At 46.6% G+C, this 18,201-nt stretch carries 15 protein-coding genes and 1 tRNA gene; 8 read left to right on the top strand and 8 right to left on the bottom strand.

All coding sequences use genetic code 11. The annotated features are described in order from the left end of the window. Positions 1-133: 133 nt before the first annotated feature. The gene (locus ACXACM_RS05235; RefSeq protein ID WP_474820273.1) at positions 134-1,225 is read right to left on the bottom strand and encodes a hypothetical protein; all 1,092 of its coding nucleotides are present in this window, start codon (positions 1,223-1,225) and stop codon (positions 134-136) included. Here ACXACM_RS05235 and ACXACM_RS05230 point away from each other — a divergent pair. After that, positions 1,202-1,531 (top strand): tyrosine-type recombinase/integrase, encoded by a 330-nt coding sequence (locus ACXACM_RS05230; protein WP_474824229.1) that lies wholly within the window; start codon positions 1,202-1,204, stop codon positions 1,529-1,531. The two genes, ACXACM_RS05235 and ACXACM_RS05230, sit on opposite strands and share 24 nt — an antisense overlap. Before the next feature lie 31 nt (positions 1,532-1,562). Here the strand turns inward: ACXACM_RS05230 and ACXACM_RS05225 are convergent. From ACXACM_RS05225 to mutY, 3 genes are all read right to left on the bottom strand, one after another. Continuing rightward, positions 1,563-1,638 (bottom strand) — tRNA-Phe (locus ACXACM_RS05225). 196 nt (positions 1,639-1,834) lie between these two features. Then, positions 1,835-2,107 (bottom strand): oxidative damage protection protein, encoded by a 273-nt coding sequence (locus ACXACM_RS05220; protein ID WP_474820271.1) that lies wholly within the window; start codon positions 2,105-2,107, stop codon positions 1,835-1,837. A 28-nt stretch (positions 2,108-2,135) separates the two neighbouring features. Beyond that, positions 2,136-3,176 (bottom strand): A/G-specific adenine glycosylase, encoded by a 1,041-nt coding sequence (gene mutY / locus ACXACM_RS05215; protein WP_474820270.1) that lies wholly within the window; start codon positions 3,174-3,176, stop codon positions 2,136-2,138. A 38-nt stretch (positions 3,177-3,214) separates the two neighbouring features. On the opposite strand from mutY, the gene ACXACM_RS05210 reads away from it, so the two are divergent. The 6 genes from ACXACM_RS05210 to arcA all read left to right on the top strand — a co-directional run bounded on the left by ACXACM_RS05210 (position 3,215) and on the right by arcA (position 9,996). Then, positions 3,215-3,946, top strand: a complete 732-nt coding sequence (locus tag ACXACM_RS05210) for an alpha/beta fold hydrolase (protein WP_474820268.1) — start codon at positions 3,215-3,217, stop codon at positions 3,944-3,946. Positions 3,947-4,085: 139 nt separating this feature from the next. After that, positions 4,086-4,802, top strand: coding sequence for a tRNA (guanosine(46)-N7)-methyltransferase TrmB (gene trmB / locus ACXACM_RS05205; protein ID WP_474820267.1), 717 nt, complete (start codon positions 4,086-4,088; stop codon positions 4,800-4,802). 21 nt (positions 4,803-4,823) lie between these two features. Further along, positions 4,824-5,912, top strand: coding sequence for a methyltransferase (locus ACXACM_RS05200; protein ID WP_474820266.1), 1,089 nt, complete (start codon positions 4,824-4,826; stop codon positions 5,910-5,912). 76 nt (positions 5,913-5,988) lie between these two features. Further along, entirely contained in the window at positions 5,989-7,425 is a 1,437-nt protein-coding gene (gene glgA / locus ACXACM_RS05195; protein ID WP_474820264.1) for a glycogen synthase GlgA, read from the top strand. Between the two features lie 74 nt (positions 7,426-7,499). Further along, the gene (locus ACXACM_RS05190; RefSeq protein ID WP_474820263.1) at positions 7,500-9,161 is read left to right on the top strand and encodes a sensor histidine kinase; all 1,662 of its coding nucleotides are present in this window, start codon (positions 7,500-7,502) and stop codon (positions 9,159-9,161) included. Positions 9,162-9,288: 127 nt separating this feature from the next. Beyond that, on the top strand, positions 9,289-9,996 hold the full coding sequence (gene arcA / locus ACXACM_RS05185) for a two-component system response regulator ArcA (protein WP_474820262.1): 708 nt from the start codon (positions 9,289-9,291) through the stop codon (positions 9,994-9,996). A 65-nt stretch (positions 9,997-10,061) separates the two neighbouring features. Here arcA and pmbA read toward each other — a convergent pair whose 3' ends face one another. Then, positions 10,062-11,393 (bottom strand): metalloprotease PmbA, encoded by a 1,332-nt coding sequence (pmbA, locus tag ACXACM_RS05180; RefSeq protein ID WP_474820260.1) that lies wholly within the window; start codon positions 11,391-11,393, stop codon positions 10,062-10,064. Between the two features lie 71 nt (positions 11,394-11,464). Here pmbA and yjgA point away from each other — a divergent pair, with 71 nt between their 5' ends. Beyond that, positions 11,465-12,016, top strand: coding sequence for a ribosome biogenesis factor YjgA (yjgA, locus tag ACXACM_RS05175; RefSeq protein WP_474820259.1), 552 nt, complete (start codon positions 11,465-11,467; stop codon positions 12,014-12,016). A 70-nt stretch (positions 12,017-12,086) separates the two neighbouring features. Here yjgA and tldD read toward each other — a convergent pair whose 3' ends face one another. Genes tldD through ACXACM_RS05160 form a run of 3 tightly spaced genes read right to left on the bottom strand, consistent with a single transcriptional unit; the run spans position 12,087 to position 18,196 of the window. Further along, positions 12,087-13,529, bottom strand: coding sequence for a metalloprotease TldD (tldD, locus tag ACXACM_RS05170; RefSeq protein ID WP_474820258.1), 1,443 nt, complete (start codon positions 13,527-13,529; stop codon positions 12,087-12,089). Continuing rightward, the gene (locus tag ACXACM_RS05165; RefSeq protein WP_474820256.1) at positions 13,522-14,346 is read right to left on the bottom strand and encodes a carbon-nitrogen hydrolase family protein; all 825 of its coding nucleotides are present in this window, start codon (positions 14,344-14,346) and stop codon (positions 13,522-13,524) included. Before ACXACM_RS05165 ends, tldD begins: the two co-directional genes overlap by 8 nt. Continuing rightward, positions 14,339-18,196, bottom strand: coding sequence for a YhdP family protein (locus ACXACM_RS05160; RefSeq protein WP_474820254.1), 3,858 nt, complete (start codon positions 18,194-18,196; stop codon positions 14,339-14,341). Before ACXACM_RS05160 ends, ACXACM_RS05165 begins: the two co-directional genes overlap by 8 nt. Positions 18,197-18,201: the final 5 nt, after the last annotated feature.

Raw genomic sequence — 18,201 nt, 5'->3', positions numbered from 1 at the left:
TCACCTCATTTGCTTGAATTCAAAATTAAACTGGCTAGCGTATTGGCTAAGTTCTCTTGTTCTTTTACCAACCAGTCCTGGTCAATCTTGTTTACGGTTAACTTTTGGTCGTGATGTTTAAGCATTTTGCGTACTAGTTGTCTCCTTTTTTTACACTTACTTGTCGCTTGTCGGTAAGCATTGTTTGCAACATGTCATCGCTCAAGAGGTAAAAGTACTTAGGTGATATGATCCTGACTTGTTTAAGCCTTGACGGAAACTTAGCCAAATCAATTAAATCAGAATCATAGCCTTCACGGTTAGGTAAGTGTCGAAACTCTATACGGGTAGTGATAGCCAACTGCCCCAACAATTCCGACACTTCAGGATACCACTTTCTTTCCTTCAGTAGCTTTTCATAAACGATACAGTGACTAGCGTTAAACCTACTGCCTAGATAAGTAGTTTCTGCAACTCGTTGTTCACCGAACGGTATACAATCCGACTTTATAGATTTAGCGTTATATCTGTACGCCTGTATAAACGCTGATGTGATACCAGGTAATAAAACACCGAAATCGATTCTGGTGACCTTTGCCTTACTGAACAATTGTTTATAACGATATTCACCACCAATCCTTTTTTGAATATGCATTAGCGCCTGCTTTATTTCATCCCGTGTTAGCTTGTTCGGATTAAATGTCAACCGTAGTGAATACTTACCGGCCTTCTTTGTGTTCCCCTCTAGATATAAGAATACCGACTTATAAGTATCACCGCTGAACCGAAGCTCGTATCCATGTGAATAAAATGGTTTGCCGTAAACAGGCCCAGAGTATCCACCATTGAGTTCGTAGGTTGAGGTAGGATAAACTGTGAAGTCTGCAGGTTTTGCCGCTGTAGCTGCTTTATAAAAGCGAGGCTTACTTTCAACACCAATGGTTTTTTGTAGTGATTCGATATACTTCTTTGAACACCTCACTGTCAGTGTGATTTGATCGCAGTCTAATCTCAGGTATCGCTGCGGTTCATTACAATATTTTCGCAGCAGCGTGGCTTGGTATCGGCATAATGCTTTGTCTTGAAGCTTTGCTGTAACGTTATTAATTTGCTTAAAGCCTGGTTCAGTATTATCCAAATCAAGCAATGCCAATAGCTGCGAATTGTATTTGTTGTTAATAAGTTCATGGTGTGACTTATCAAAAGTGCTACGAATCCATGACTGTGTATTTTCGCGATCTGGCATCTAACTGCTGGTCTAGATGGGCTGCGTTTTCACGACTTACGTCATAATTGGGCATCACGCCATGCTGAGAGTGGCACCGACCTATTGGCTATTAAAGAATTAGGGGGCTGGAAAACACTGGAAATGGTTCAGCGTTACACGCATCCGTCGCTGGGATATTTGTTACAGCAAGCCAATAACATTGTGACAAAAGATTCTGATGATCTTGTCACAAAAACGGGCTGTGACAAAAAAAACGTCACACTTTGTGGAAATCAACGGATTGAAAATCAAAAAAAGACAAGGCCTAAAAATGGAAAAACCTGATAGTTTTCAATAAACTATCAGGTTCCAATAATGGTGCCTCGACCCGGGATCGAACCAGGGACACGCGGATTTTCAATCCGCTGCTCTACCAACTGAGCTATCGAGGCAAATCTGGTTAGCGATGCAGGCGTTTAGTGCCTGTTGCGCCGTGGGTGCGTATTAAACGGATTTCCGCGTAACAAGTCAACCGTTTTTCTTGTAATTTTTTTCAATTGCGCACACTTTGTGCAAATTAGCGAAAAAACACTCACCTGCGTGGGTATTTTAACCGTTTTTCAGGGTTAAATCGCTAAAAGTACTCATTTACTTTGGCGGTGGTACATACCCTTCGATGGTGGGCTCTTTGCCCTCGAACAAAAAGGCTACCATTTGTTCTTCCAGAAACTGTCTGTCAGAAGGTGCCATCATATTAAGTTTTTTTTCGTTGATCAGCATGGTTTGCTTTTTCTGCCATTCAGCGAAGGCTTCTTTAGATATATTGTCGTAAATACGCTTGCCCAGTTCACCCGGGTAAAGCTGGAAATCCAGCCCGTCAGCTTCTTTCTTAAGGTGCTGACAAAAAACTTGTCTGCTCATATGTGCCTCCTTCGGTAAGGCCACCAGTTTAAATGATTTGTTTGATTTGTGAGATAATTTTCTGTGTCGGCGCTGCAGTACCTACACCCAGAGGCTCGAATAACTGAAACCAGCGATAATTATTTTCTGCTACAGCTTTACTGTTGATGTCATCGGCAATGACCAAATACGGTGAAATATCCAGATGAAAATGACTGAATGTATGGCGAAATGCAGTTAGCGTTTTAATTTCTGCCTGCGTAAGTGGCAATGTATCAACGACTGCCTGAACATCGTCATCGGCTTCTATAAAACCAAATAATCCGCCCCATAAACCCGTAGGTGGGCGCTGGGCCATTAAAATACTGCCTTGATACAGTACAGCTATCATATTGGTTTTCTTCACTGGCAAAGTCTTCTTAGGCTTTTTCCCAGGGAAGTCCGCTTGACGACCCTGAGCATAGGCCAGGCAATCTGACTGCACCGGGCAATCGTCACAACGGGGCTTACTGCGGGTACACACCATAGCGCCTAAATCCATCATCGCCTGGGTGTAATGATTACACCTTTCAGTCGGTGTATTGGTTTCAGCGTAAGCCCAAAGCTGGTTCTCTACTGTTTTTTGCCCCGGCCAGCCTTCAACGGCGTAGTAGCGGGCCAGTACCCGTTTTACATTACCATCTAAAATGGCATGATTTTGACCACAGGCAATAGACAACACAGCACCAGCAGTAGAGCGCCCTATTCCCGGCAATGAAACCACGTCTTCCATAACCTGAGGGAACACACCATTGTGTTGCTCACAGATAATCACGGCCGCTTTGTGTAAATTTCTTGCCCTGGCGTAATAACCCAGCCCTGTCCAATGATCGAGTACAGCATCCTGAGGGGCTGCAGCAAGGGCATGAACGGTTGGGAAACTTTTCATAAAGCGCTGGTAATATGGGATAACTGTGGTTACCTGGGTTTGCTGAAGCATGATTTCAGACACCCAAACCCCGTAGGGGGTAATTGTTTCTTGCCAGGGCAGCGTTTTCCGCCCGTGTAAATCGAACCACGCCAATACGCGGTCACTAAAACCTGAAGTCATTTGTATATTTCATAAGCCTGCAACCCCAATATGATACCATGCTTGCTTTGTTACTAAACCTCGGGGTTGTTATTGTGTCGTTGCCTTGTCTGTTTTTACCGGGAACGCTTTGTGATGAACGCGTTTGGCTACCGGTGTGGAAAACTCTGTCTATTTCCCAGCGTCGTTACGTTCCTCTACAGTGGGCCACATCACTAAAGGATATGTTGTCGTTAACGGATGATAGGTTGCTGGATGGCGAGAAGGTGAATGTAATTGGGTTTTCCATGGGAGGATACATTGCCGCCCGCTGGGCTACCGAAAACCCTGAAAAAGTGGCGTCGCTGACATTGATTGGATGCTCCCCTTATGGTCTTAGCAAAGACGAAATATCCAGACGCCAGCAATTATTAGCGATGCTAAAAAAAGGGCAGTTTCACCCGCAAAAATCCGCATACTTGTCGCGTTTTATTCGCCCCAGTCATTTGCAAAGTGAGCACGTTGCCGGAGTGGTGACGGCAATGGGCCGGGATCTTGGCGCCGCCACTCTCATTGCTCATACCCAAGCAACAACACCACGGGAATCGCTGGTACCTTTGCTGAATAAAGCCCCTTTTCCGGTTCACATTATCGGAGCCGGCGAAGATATGGTTGTACCCCAGGACACCCTGCACAAAGCACACAAGGCCATATCAGGTTCTACCCTTACTGTTATTTCCGATGCAGGGCACATGTGCTTGCTGGAACGTCCGGAAGAAGTTGCCAGGCTGTTGGCTGACATTCTTCAGTGACTACCCTAATCTTTAAGAATTGCAGTATTATTGTTCAAAGTATTTTGCAATCATAAGTTCGACGGGCATAATGCCGCCCCAATCTATCAGGTCGCTGACGCTCAGCGACTTATCTGTACAAGCAACATCAGGCAATAAAATGGGTCAATACAAGAATCAACAGGAAGCGGAAGCCGCTGGCGTATATATCAGTAAAGTACGCAGCTTCGTAAAACGCGAAGGCAGGCTAACTAATGGTCAGGCTAAGGCACTGGAAAGCTACTGGCCAACCATGGGTGTCGAGTTTCAGGAGTCTATGCTGGATTTAGCTACATTGTTTGGCCGCGACGCTCCTGTTGTTCTGGAAATTGGCTTCGGCATGGGTAAATCTCTTGTTGAAATGGCAGCACAAAGCCCGGAATTAAACTTTCTCGGCATTGAAGTTCATCGCCCCGGCGTGGGAGCCTGCCTTGCAGATGCGGGAGAGCGGCAGCTAACGAATCTACGGGTAATGGAATACGATGCCGTCGAAGTATTCAAAAAGATGATTCCCGATGGATCATTAACCCGGGTGCAGTTGTACTTCCCCGACCCGTGGCACAAAAAGCGTCATCACAAACGTCGAATTGTGCAACCTGAGTTTGCTGAAATGGTGAGACAAAAACTGACTATTGGTGGTAAATTTCACATGGCTACCGACTGGGAGCCCTATGCTGAACACATGGCAGATGTAATGAATGCTGCGCCTGGCTATTCAAATACCGCCGAAGCTGGAAATTATGTACCGCGCCCCGATTACCGCCCCACGACGAAATTTGAAGTGCGCGGACAAAAACTAGGGCATGGTGTATGGGATTTAATTTACCAACGTACATAATAACTTAATGGAACTGCAGTTATGCTAAGCCCACAGAGTCAGTTGCTGGAACGCAATCTTGAGCTTTTTGAGGAAGGACGGTGGTTGATTATCAACCCCGCCGATGCCTATTTTTCCGATTTAATCCCCAATACCGATGCCACGTTTTTGTATCAGTATGCCGATGTATTCATTGAATCCGTTAAGGTTATTCCATCTTGCGAATTTGATAGCAGAGACGTAAGCACAAGAGAGCACGGTTTCAAAATAACGCAACGAATAGGCAGACACCTACACACGTTTGCGCCCTTCATTGACGACACCGACAACTATACTGACATTCTCATTTATTTACCCAAGTCAAAAGCCCACATGCAGATGCTGATTGCCATGGCTCATAGTGCCCTTGCTGAAGGCGGTAGATTGCACATTGTTGGTGAGAATAAAGGCGGTATTAAAAGCGTCAATAAGTTACTGGAAAATACTGGTCCTCATCAGAAAGTGGATTCAGCCAGGCACTGTAGCCTGATCACCGTTCTCCCGACAGCGGGTGCCGATGCTTTTTCCGTCTTACAATGGCTGGATACGTACACTTACGAAGCCGCAGGAATAGCCTGGGACGTTGTCTCTATGCCAGGCGTATTTAGTCATGGAGAGCTTGATGAAGGCACTCGACTGTTACTGGAAAAAGGGTCTGACCAGCTGCGTGGTGACGTTCTGGATTTCGCCTGTGGTGCTGGCGTGATCGGTGCTTTTTTATTGAAGCAATTCCCACATGTAGCCATAACCATGCTGGACGTCAGTGCTCTGGCCCTTTTTTGTGCTGCCAGAACCCTGTCGGCGAACAATCAGGCTGCTGCACTGATTGCAGCAAACGGCTTACACGGTGTAGAGAAGCGCTTTAACCACATTACCACTAATCCGCCATTTCATACCGGTGTAAAAACCGATTACACTGTTACCCGACGATTTATCGAAGACAGTAAACATCGTTTAAAAAATGGGGGCAGCTTACAACTGGTAGCCAACCGATTCCTGCCCTACCCTGGCTTACTTGGTGATGTATTCGCGCAAACACACACGGTGGCACAAGACACTAAGTTTTCCCTGTACAGAAGTATTCACAAATAATTGATGAGGCAGGCGTGCCAAACCGAACCACAACCATACCGGCTACGCGGTGGTTAAAACAACTGGAGACTGAACGTTGAACATTGTTTTTGCAATTTCTGAAGTAGAAGACCTGGTTAAAACTGGTGGTCTGGCTGATGTAGGCAAGGCGCTCTCACTTGCCTTGCGCGACGCCGGCGAGGATGTGGTGTTGTTCATGCCCTATTACAAAGCCATTGCCGACGAATACAAGCTAGCCGACGCTTGTAGCCAACAAACCCTGTTTGCTGAAAGCAAAGTATACCACTACAACATTAAGCAGCTCAGTTGGAACGGCCTCACAGTTTATTTTATCGACCACCCGGAATACTTTAATCGCGACGGTCTTTATAGCAACCAATATGAAGCCTATGCCGACAACGCTGAACGTTTCAGCTTTTTTTCCGGCGCTGTGTTACATGCTATACAGGCATTAGGCATTCAGCCCGATCTGATCCACTGTCATGACTGGCACACGGCAATGCTACCTTTTTTACTGGTTCACGAACAAAGTGGCTACTTTGCCGACACAAAAACGGTATTTACTATTCACAATGCCGCATTTCAGGGCGTGCACAAGCTAGCTGAGATCCCGTTTCTCAGGCACCACCCTGCCATTTTGCATCATGTTCATGGCGGCTATATCAACATGCTGCAATCCGGCATTCAGTTCGCCACGAAAATTACCACCGTTAGCCCGAACTATGCTCAGGAGCTTCTCACCAATTTAGGCTCACATGGGTTGCACGACAGATTGATGCTTCGCAAAGACGATTTAAGCGGTATTCTCAATGGTTGTGATTACGGACAGTGGAACCCCGAGGACGATGCATTTCTGCCCGAAAACTATTCTGTTGATACGCTTCATCTCAAAAAGGTAAGTAAAAAAGCGCTACAAAAGGCCAGTAACTTACCCCAACAACCCGATGTTCCGGTTATTGGAATGGTGTGTCGTTTAACCGAACAAAAGGGCTTTGGTTATATCGTACCCATTTTGGACGACTTGCTTCAACACAACCTGCAAATCGTTATCGTTGGTACAGGCGACCCGGGCGTGTGCATGGACTTAGATGAGTTTGCTCAGCACCACCCAACTCAGTTTGCATTTATCAATGGCTTCAGTATTGAGCATGCTCACCTGGTTGAAGCCGGTGCCGACTTCTTTTTAATGCCATCCCAATTTGAGCCTTGTGGTCTCAACCAGATGTACAGTTTGGCCTACGGCACCATTCCTATTGTTCGATCTGTGGGGGGGTTGAAAGACACGGTGCTAGATTGTGCACAAGCGCCGGAGACTTCTACCGGGTTTGTATTTGACGCCCCCTCTCCCAATGCGCTTCTCAATTGTATCCGTCGGGCTTTGTTGTTTTATCACGAACACCCAAACCGATTCCGACAAATGCAGATCCGCGGCATGAAAACCCGCTTTACCTGGGATGCCGCAGCTGAAAAGTATCGGGTCTTGTATAGAGAAATGGTGACAAACAAACAATAAATAAGCTGCTTGCTTTATTTTTCCGCAAACATAAGCCACTATTTACTCATAGGAATGGCGCGAAACGGAATACCATGAATTCAGCTCCAGTGCAGCTTTCGATACGCAGTTTGTTTTTGTGGGCGGTGATGTCTGTCACTGCTCTGGCACTTATCATTCCTGCCTGCTTTTCCATTTATTCACAAATCACTTTTTATGAAAAGACATTACGTAATGAGGTGATTACAACAGCAGAGCTCCTTGCCGCATCTGTTGGCAGTGAGCTCGATAACCCGGATGTACAAAATTCAAAATACGCCATCAATCGTAAATTAAAATCTCTCAAGGCTTCACCATCTGTGTTAAACGCTCATGTTTACCGGCAAGTAAGTACATTTGAAGTACAGCAAGTGAGCAATTATACCCGCGAGGGTGAAACCCAAACCGCATCTCACAGCCAAACGATTACCAATTATTTTCAACCTGTACTAACTGAAAACACTATTGAGGTTTCAAGAGCAGTAGTCAGTGATCGCGGCACCACTGCCGGTTATGTTTTTATTCAATCGACGATAGAACCCTACAAAACGGTTATACGACAACTCGTTATAAACCATATGGCTGTTACTATTATTATGATGTTTCTTAGCTTCATAGTTACATGGAAACTCCAGGACCTGCTTACTTCTCCGATTAAAAGCTTAGGTGAGTTTCTGAACAAAACCTCCAGGCAACGGGATTATGCATCTCGTGCTCGCCCCACTAAATTTAATGAATTGGCCATATTGTCAGATGCCATCAATGTCATGCTCAGCCGCATTCAGGAGTACATGCAAAAGCAAAAACTCGCAGAAGAACAGCTCCGCAAGCTCAATACTTCTCTGGAGGATATGGTAAGCCAGCGCACCCTTGCGTTGAGGGATGCCAACCAGGAGCTTATTCAGACATTAGAGAAACTGCACCAGTTTCAGCGACAAATGGTGCAAAATGAAAAAATGGCGTCTCTGGGTGACATGGTTGCAGGCGTAGCCCACGAAGTTAATACGCCAATCGGCCTCGGTGTCACTGCTTCAACGATGATGTTAGACAAATTAGCGATTATTCAAAAAGAGTTCGAGAGTAAAACATTAAAAGCCAGTACAATGTCACGGTTTATGAGTGAAAGTCAGGAAAACCTGAATATTATCTACAGGAACCTGAACCGGGCAGCGGAACTTATTTCCAGCTTTAAACAAGTCGCGGTAGATCAATCCAGTGAAAACAACCGTACATTTTGCGTTGAACAGCTGGTTAATGAGATACTGTTGTCATTGCGTCCGCGGCTGAAAAAACACAATCACGTAATTAACGTGACGTGCGACCCCACACTTGTGGTTAACAGTAAAGCCGGACCCATCAATCAAATTCTGATCAACCTGATAATGAATTCAGTAATTCACGGATTTGAGGGAAAAGAGAGCGGAGAGATAGATATTGTTGCGGAATTAATTCCTCCCGCTAAGCTAAAACTAACATATAGAGATAACGGCAAGGGGATCTCCAGCGATATTCGCAAGCGGATTTTTGACCCGTTCGTAACAACCAAAAGAGGGCAAGGTGGTTCAGGGTTGGGTATGCATTTGGTGTATAACCTGGTAACCCAAGCACTAAACGGGACCATTACTATCACCAGTGAAGAGCAAAATGGTGTGGAGTTCGTCATCATTTTCCCTGTAGAAAGGGCCGAATCAGGTAATTTACCGTTAAATAGTGAATAACCCCTTGTAATTTTTGTACAAATCCTTATACCGTAGACAAGTTATTCGAAAGAACTTACAAAATACGTTCGGGTAGTGTAATTTGTCAGAAGCTAGCTTAATCGATTGTAGAAGAGTGTAAAACACCATGCAGACGCCAAATATATTAATTGTTGAAGATGAAATGGTCACCAGGACCACGCTGAAGAGTTTGTTTGAAGCGGAAGGCTATAATGTGTTCGAAGCCGAAGACGGCGGTCAAATGCATGACTTTTTTGAAAACCACTCTATCAATCTGGTGATAATGGATATTAACCTCCCAGGTAAAAATGGGTTAATTCTGGCACGTGAAGTACGTGACCGTAAGAATATCGGCTTAATATTCCTTACTGGCAGAGACAACGACGTCGATCGTATTCTTGGCCTTGAAATTGGTGCAGATGACTATCTGACTAAGCCATTTAATCCACGGGAACTGACAATTCGCGCCCGTAACCTGTTAGCGCGCACTACCAATTCAGCAGAAGATGATGACTTGCCAAGCCGCGTTAGCTTTAACGGCTGGACATTGGACGGCGACAGCCGCTCATTAATATCGCCCAGCAATAATGAATTCAGACTGCCCCGTTCAGAATTCCGCGCTTTGCATCTGTTCTTGAGCAACCCTGGCAAGATCCTGACACGGGAACAGCTCATTATGGAAATGACTGGTCGCGAACTCCGTCCGAATGACAGAACGGTAGACGTTACTATTCGTCGTATTCGCAAACACTTCGAGTCTGAGCCAAGTGATGAAGAGTTGATTGTGACTATCCACGGCGAAGGCTACCGTTTTTGCGGCTCTGTAGATAGCTAAACCTGCTACATCCTGAGTACAAAAACAAAAAACGCAGCTTTACGCTGCGTTTTTTTATGTTGCCGTTAACTACCGGCTATATGCATTTCGCCAATCAGCACCGAGCCGGTTTGTACACCACCGCGAAGTTCCCGCTCTGCACCTATGGCCTGAATATTCATAAACATGTCTTTTAAGTTACCCGCTATCGTGACCTCGTGAACCGGGTACTGAATAACACCATTCTCAACCCAGAAACCGGCGGCTCCGCGGGAGTAATCACCGGTAACAGTGTTAACGCCCTGACCCATGAGCTCTGTTACCAACAACCCTGTCCCCATTTCCTGCAGCATTTGTGCATCACTATGACCAGTATCACCGATGATCCAGTTGTGAATGCCACCCGCGTGACCATTGGAAATTACACCGAGCTTTCTGGCGGAATAGGTTGTGTACAAATAATGAGATAACAGACCATCTTCAACAATGGTCATGTCTTTGGTGGCAACGCCTTCAGCATCGAAGCTTGAGCTAGCCAGACCAGCCTTAAGGTGAGGCTTTTCTTCAATATTCAACCATTGGGGAAATATCTGCTCGCCGAGCTTATCGAGTAAGAATGACGAGCGACGATACAAACTACCGCCACTGATAGCACTGACGTAGTGCCCGAACAATGAGCTGGCAACGTCTTTGTGTAACATAACAGGCACCTTCCCGGTAGCCAGTTTACGCGCGCCCAACCGGGCCACTGTTGCTTCTGCGGCTTCACGCCCTACCTCTTCAGCACCTTTAAGCAAAGATGGTATGCGGTTTACCGTATAGGCATAGTCACGCTGCATATCACCGTCCTGGGCACCTATCATCATGCAACTTAAACTGTACCGGCTGGAGGGGTACCCGGCATTAATGCCATGGGTGTTGCCGTAAACCCGCATACCTAAATTGGCATTGTAAGAAGCGCCATCAGAATTGGTAATACGCTTATCATGTTCCATTGCTGCTCGTTCCGCAGCAATGGCCATTTCGATGCCTTTTTGTGGGTCGAGTTCAATGGGATGATAGAGATCCAAATCGGGGAATTCCGTGGCGATCAATTCTTTATCGGCCAAACCGGTACAATCGTCTTCACTGGTATAGCGGGCGATGTCCACGGCCTTTTCCACCGTAAGCGCCAACCCAGCTTTACTCAAGTCAGCTGTTGATGCACTACCTTTGTGTTTACCTACGTAAACACTAATCCCCAAGCCGCCGTCGTTATTAAACTCCACGTTCTCGACGTCGCACATGCGAGAAGAAACAGCAATGCCCTGTACCTTTGACATGCTCGCTTCTGCTTGGGTGGCCCCTTTACTCAGCGCCATTTTCAGCACGTCATCAACAATGTTCTGAATTTCCGCAATTTGCTTTTCTATTTGCATAGTCAGTTTCGCTATTTCTGTCTGTATGTCACAATAACCGGATTCTAAAGTGTAACATTTATGAGTGCCAAATGAGCGAGAACAACCATCATTCTGAAGAAGAAAACTTATTTGACGACATCGAACAGGATGATGATGTTGAATTTGTCAGTAAAACCGAACTTAAGCGTCAGTCTGCCGAACTTCAGAAACTCGGCGAAGCCCTGGTAAACCTGACTCCAGCCCACCTGGCAACAATTCCACTAGACGAGGAACTAAAAGACTCTGTGGAGTTGGCTCAGCGTATCAACAGGAAAAAAGACGGATTCCGCCGCCAATTACAATTTATTGGTAAGTTGATGCGAAGCCGTGATGTAGCAGAAATTGAGGCTGCAATGGACAAGCTTGCCCATCAGCATCAACAAACCAATGCCGCGTTTCACGCTCTGGAGAAAGCCAGGGAAGCAATCATTAATGAAGGCGACGATGCTATTCAGCGCTTAATCGAATCGCACCCCACCCTCGACAGACAGAAGTTGCGGCAATATCACCGTCAAATCAAAAAGGAGCGGGAAAAAAATGCTGCACCGAAAGCATTTCGAGAACTGTTTCAGTATTTAAAAGAAGTGATACACGAAGAGTAAAAATACACAGACTAGTCACGCTCTCGTTAGCGCCATGCAAATTTTAGCTTACATGGCGCCTGTGTCACTATCAGGCTGTACCGCCTACCGTTAACTCATCTACTTTCAACGTTGGCTGACCAACACCCACGGGCACCGACTGGCCGTCTTTCCCACATACGCCAACACCGCGGTCCAGTGCAACGTCATTGCCTATCATGGATATTTTCTGCATGACTTCAGGCCCATTACCAATAAGCGTTGCACCTTTTACCGGCGCTGTGATCTTTCCATTCTCTATCAGGTAAGCTTCTGCACTTGAGAAAACAAATTTGCCCGAGGTAATGTCTACCTGTCCACCTGCAAAATTGGGAGCATAAATCCCCTTTTCAATAGACGCGATAATCTCCTGAGGGTCGTGTTGCCCTGCCAGCATGTAGGTGTTTGTCATTCTCGGCATCGGCAAATGCGCAAAAGACTCGCGACGTCCGTTGCCGGTAGGGTTCACGCCCATCAGTCGCGCATTCATTTTATCTTGCATGTAACCCTTCAAAATGCCATCTTCAATGAGCACATTGTGTTGAGTAGGGGTACCTTCGTCGTCTACTGACAATGATCCACGGCGATCCTGAAGTGTGCCGTCGTCAACAACAGTAACGCCTTTGGCAGCAACTCTTTCACCAATGCGTCCGCTAAAGGTAGATGCACCTTTGCGGTTAAAGTCGCCTTCCAGGCCATGACCTACAGCTTCATGAAGCAAGACTCCTGGCCACCCTGACCCCAATACTACCGGCATCGTACCTGCTGGTGATGCAATCGCTTCCATGTTAATTCTGGCCATGTGAAGGGCTTCATCGGCCAAGGTTTCATAATACGGACGACCGTCTTTATCTGTAGAGAAAAATTCGTAGGAATGACGTCCGCCGGCACCGGCGCTGCCCCGCTCTCTTCGGTCTCCCTGCTCCATTAACACAGAGCAATTCAAGCGCACCAGTGGGCGAATATCTGTGGCAAGGGTACCGTCGGTAGCGGCAACTAACACTTCTTCGTATACGCCACTCAAACTCACAACGACCTGATTAATACCAGGCTCTTTCTTGCGAATATAGCTGTCTACCGCTCTCAGCAAGGCGATCTTTTCTGCGTCTTCCATAGCCAGTAGCGGGTTGTTATCGTTGTAACGAACCTGATACTCGCCATTGCTTAAACTCTTCACCTCGTGTTTACCACCAGCTGGCGCGATACTTCTCGCTGCGCGACAAGCACTGAGTAACGCATCTTCGGTAATTTCATCAGAATAAGCGAAGCCGGTTTTTTCTCCACTGATGGCTCGCACACCTACGCCACGCTCGATGTTGTAGCTACCGTCTTTAATGATGCCATCTTCCAGTACCCAACTTTCGTGCTGACTGGACTGGAAATATAGATCGGCATAATCATTGTCATGATGGTAGATCTGGCCAAGGGCTTTTTCTAATGAAGACAGATCCAAACCAGAGTCTGTCAGTAAATGCGATTTCACGTTATTAAACAAAATGACTCCTGAATCGATTGTGTTCGCCCACGGGCATGTCCGTTTTCAGCGTTTTGCGAACGCCTATATCGATGTCTGCAATAACAGTACCTGTGTCGGTGGTTTTTTCCGCGATAACGTCTCCCCAAGGGGAAACAATCATACTGTGTCCATAGGTTTCACGCTTGTTTTGATGCACGCCAGTTTGGTTTGCTCCCACGACAAAACACTGTTTTTCGATAGCCCGCGCTCTGACTAATGTTGTCCAGTGCGCTTCGCCTGTGCGTTGTGTGAAAGCTGCCGGTAACACCAGTATGTCAACATCGTCCATTGCCGTGAACAACCCGGGAAAGCGCACATCATAACACACCGCCATGCCAATACGTCCTATTGGAGTGTCGATTACGACAACGTTTTTACCTGGTCGGGTATATTTTGACTCCCGGTAGGCTTTTGTAGCGTCATTGACGGCAGCGTCAAACATATGAATTTTCTGATATTCCGCCAGCAATTGTCCGTCAGGACCGTAGCACAAACACGACGCGGTAAACTGTGACGCATCATCAGTTTTAAGCGGTATGGTGCCACCTACAAGATAACAACCAAACTGTTTGGCAAGCTGGCTTAGCGCAGTTTGAATTTGTCCCTGGCCAGCTTCTTCAGCCACGCTAAGAAGCGTGCCGTCTCGGGTGCCAAAGCATGCAAAACACTCGGGAAGGACAACTAAGCGCGGCATCTTGTCATCAGACGGTATAGACGACATTGCCTGTTCCACAAAAGCCAGATTTTCGCTGATATCCGGCGTTGATGTCATTTGCAGCGCAACCGCTTTAATCATTGTTGATCTCCAGTTTTATGCGTTCCATATCAGGGTCTGCAAGGGGTTCTAACGCGGGATCCGCCGGTGTTGTCTGAGCAGGTAAACTGACTTCTTTACTGTCTCTTCCCACCTCATCAAATACCGGGTTACTGAGTGTTCCGGTAACACGATAATTCACGTTGGAAATTACCTTCGCAGAGGTAAGTACCTGATCAAGGGCCAGCGCAGCAAGCGCTGTAGGTGGTGTTGCCAGGAAATACACCAGAATAGGTAAGTTGCCCGTTACGTTAGGCGTAAACTCTACGTTGTAGTTAAGCGCGCTGGTCGCTAAATCCGTATACCCGCGAATATTAATCTCACCCGCGCCTCCATCAATTACGGTGTCATCAGTGAACGCTTTACCGTTATCTATGCGTAACGTCCCGCTCATATCGTCGTAGAAAAAGCCTGTTGCAAACACATCGCGGAAATCCAAACTCAGCTTACGCACTAAAGAGTTTAAACTGAACACTGTGAAGATTCGGGAACCTTTGTCACTGACCTCGCTAAGATAACCATCGGACAGCGACCAGGACACATCTCCGGAAACCTGCGATGGGTCAAAGTCCATTGGGGACTTCTGCCAATTTAGCGAAAATTCGACATCTGCGCCTGAATCTTTTATGCCGCTATCCAGCCCCCAGGCTTTGAGCATTAAACCCACATCGTCACTTTTTACCGTTCCTTCCAGCGATGTGCGGTTAACGTTTTCTTCAAACAACCACGTACCCGTTGCAGCAATAACGCCATGTTTACTTTGCGAGCGAAGTTGTCGAATATCAAGGCCATGGTCAGCTTTCACCACATCCAGGGTTACTTCGCCGAGATCTTTCTCCAGCACCGAGCACTGAGCACAATGAAAATAAACAGGTGGCAATGTGTCCGCATTCCACTCATGCTGTGCCTGCTCTTCGGTTTTTTCTTTCCACTTATCGAAGCGTAAATAATCAGCATCAATACTTATTCCACGGGTAAGCCAGTCATCGTACAAATTTACCGTAGCCCTGGCCTGAGCAGCATTGATATCCAGCATCCAATTGTTGTTCTGCTGTTTTGCGGTTACCCGAGCATTGGTAAGCTGCTGACCAGCAACAACCAGGCTGTCGGTAGTAATAAAAATACGCTCCGGTACCGAAAAGATCGCCGTCTTTTTAGTATTACCCTTGTTTGCTGATATACCGGCAACTAACAATTCGATAGTTTTATACCAGTCTGCCGTATCGACATAAGGTAATTCGGCGGAAATACTAAATCCGATCCCCATACCGACAAAATCACTTTCTCCCATGGCAAGGTGGGCACGGGAAAATTGCTTTTCCTTGTGAGGCAGCACGCCTTCAAAACGTACCTCATCTCCTAAACTTGCCTTTACGGTAGACGCCTGCTGATTACCTTCGCTAACAATATTTAGTAACAGAGTTTGGTCGGCCGCTTTTGTAAATGGAAGGGGCAATGCCGAATGGACCCCTTCTAAAGGCGCGGTGAGATTCGCTCCATAGGTAAATCCATCAGAATGAATGGTTAAATCGACAACTGCCTGCCAATCGGTGGCACCGCTAAGATACTGTTTGAAATCAGAATTGTGCTGGCTGAGTAATGGCTCTACATCCCAGCGACCAGAAAGTCCGATATCCACCTGATAATCCGCTTCTTCTTTATATCCAGAAAATGACAGCTCCACAGGCTGTTCTAATAGATCGGCAGTGATTTTCTCTGCGCTCACAGCGTCGTTTACGAAAGCAATGTTACCGCTTGCGGCAGAGAAATTCATATCGGTGCTGGCAATAGTGATGTCGTTGTTATCCAACTCCACACTCCCCTTTGCAACGACGTTCGGACTATCAAATGGAATAACAAGGTTTAGCGAGGCACTTAAGGGGCCGGACACTAAAATATCTTTATCTAACAACCTGCCTAACGACGCAGACAAACTGCTTTGTAACATCAACGAAGTGACCGCATCTGCATCACCCTCGCCTTCAGCATCAATAACAAGCTCACCGCCTTTGGCCAATGCCGGGATACTGGCTCGCATAGCACCCACACGAATATCGCCTAGTACGCCACCCGGGCTGGTAATTGTCAGACCTTTATTCCTGAAAACCAAAGTAGCGTCTGTGTCAGTTAACGGCAGCCAGCGTCTTGAAAACTTAAACGCAGCGTCTTCCAGATTAACTTCAGCCAAAAATACACCTTGGTTTTCAGCAAAAGGGAAATCAGTTAATTTTCCTTGCCACAGAATGGTTCCACCGGTCAGTTCCCCTGGCCCGGTCAACGCGCGATTCAGAAACGCTGTCGTGTTCTTGCCCATTAAGGGGCCTGGAAGTAGCGCCTGAATATTTTCCAACGAGCGCGGAGCAATATCAGCCCTTGCCAGCAATGCCTTAGAACCTGTTTGATAGCGAAAAGCAGGCGAAAATGACAACTTGTCTGAGCTAAACTGTAACTCACGACTTTCAACAACCCAGTCGTCTTGTGTGGAATACACAAATATTTTGCCCGTTAAGGAATCAATACTGAGGTTTTCCGGAAGCACATTATCAATGTCGAGTGAGGCGTCGTTTGCAGAAAGTAGAACAACGCCCTGATTTTTATACCAGTAGATGTCGGCATCAATGCTGTCCAGGCCAGGGATCTTTTTATCCTGCTGCCAACTGATATCGATAAGCTTTGCTGCAAGTTGTACGCCCTTATCAGTAAGGTGCAGTTGCATCGTGGCAAGCTGTCCTTTCGGGTTTAGCTCACGAACATTATCGTCTGCGGTGTCGTTAGTGAACAAGGGTAACAACACAAGAAAGGGGTTTACCGGTGCAGGCTTAACCGTATTGACGAGTATTTCACCCTTGCCATCTACTGTACCAACGAGGTCTGTAATCAGGCTTTGATCATTGGCCTCAAAGATCAATTGATCAACGCGAAAATGCCAGTGTTCACCAACGGGTAAGGCCTGAATACTTCCCCCGCGAATACCGGAATTAAATACCAGTTCGTCTTCCTCACCCCATGCGAGTTTACTGTCGTCAAACTGTGTATAAAAAGCACTAAATTCGCCGCTACTAACTTCTGCCCATACCTCAAAATTAGCACGGCTTTCCTGTAACGGACGATGGGTAGATAACAGGCCTTTTACCCAGGGAGAAATGTCCAGGTCTTTCGCCTTGGCATAGAGCACACCATTCAGTTCATCAGGTGTACCGGTTAAGTCAATGATAAAAGACGCAGAGTTGTTGGTTAGCTCCTGAACTCTTATTGCACCTGTCCCCTGGTGGCGTTCATGCTGGTTAAGCCAGCTTAATGCATCGATCTGCAGGACCTCACGGGCCCCATCTCGCAGCAGGACAACTTCTCCATCAACGAGGGTAAAGCGTTGTAGTTGCTCTAGAAAAAGGCTTTTCAATGCATCAACAACCGGAAAATCGCTGTCACCGGCATTGTGTAGTCTGTCAGTATCAATCTCGACACTGAGCGTATCCAGTGTAAAGGCGTGGGATGAGAGCATACGCAGGCGCAAACTCTCCCAGAAATCGATTTTCATGTGAACCCGTTCGATTTCCAGTGCTACAGGAGACAACTCGCTGTTGACCAGCACGACGTCGTTGAGAATAACACTGGGCCCTTCTTTCACCCAGTCCGCCTGAACACTGCCGATGTGCAATTCCACACCGTACTTGCCGTTGACGTATTCTTCGAGTATGTGTTTTTTATGGTCGAGGTGAGGCAATGCGTAGCGCAACACGCTAAGCATGACAGCAAAAAGCACCAGTAAAACTGCCAGTAACAACCACACTTTCTTAATTGTGTAGGCTGCTACCTCCCCTGCTTTTTTCACAAAAC

Source organism: Alteromonas sp. AWQ4_252, assembly GCF_056158205.1.
This window is presented reverse-complemented; position numbering and strand designations above follow the sequence as displayed.

What these genes read in the sequence shown, in the direction of transcription:
- ACXACM_RS05235 (WP_474820273.1), bottom strand. Translation starts at nt 1,225, where the DNA reads ATGCCAGATCGCGAAAATACACAGTCATGGATTCGTAGCACTTTTGAT.
- ACXACM_RS05220 (WP_474820271.1), bottom strand. Translation starts at nt 2,107, where the DNA reads ATGAGCAGACAAGTTTTTTGTCAGCACCTTAAGAAAGAAGCTGACGGG.
- mutY (WP_474820270.1), bottom strand. Translation starts at nt 3,176, where the DNA reads ATGACTTCAGGTTTTAGTGACCGCGTATTGGCGTGGTTCGATTTACAC.
- ACXACM_RS05210 (WP_474820268.1), top strand. Translation starts at nt 3,215, where the DNA reads ATGCTTGCTTTGTTACTAAACCTCGGGGTTGTTATTGTGTCGTTGCCT.
- trmB (WP_474820267.1), top strand. Translation starts at nt 4,086, where the DNA reads ATGGGTCAATACAAGAATCAACAGGAAGCGGAAGCCGCTGGCGTATAT.
- ACXACM_RS05200 (WP_474820266.1), top strand. Translation starts at nt 4,824, where the DNA reads ATGCTAAGCCCACAGAGTCAGTTGCTGGAACGCAATCTTGAGCTTTTT.
- ACXACM_RS05190 (WP_474820263.1), top strand. Translation starts at nt 7,500, where the DNA reads ATGAATTCAGCTCCAGTGCAGCTTTCGATACGCAGTTTGTTTTTGTGG.
- arcA (WP_474820262.1), top strand. Translation starts at nt 9,289, where the DNA reads ATGCAGACGCCAAATATATTAATTGTTGAAGATGAAATGGTCACCAGG.
- pmbA (WP_474820260.1), bottom strand. Translation starts at nt 11,393, where the DNA reads ATGCAAATAGAAAAGCAAATTGCGGAAATTCAGAACATTGTTGATGAC.
- yjgA (WP_474820259.1), top strand. Translation starts at nt 11,465, where the DNA reads ATGAGCGAGAACAACCATCATTCTGAAGAAGAAAACTTATTTGACGAC.
- ACXACM_RS05165 (WP_474820256.1), bottom strand. Translation starts at nt 14,346, where the DNA reads ATGATTAAAGCGGTTGCGCTGCAAATGACATCAACGCCGGATATCAGC.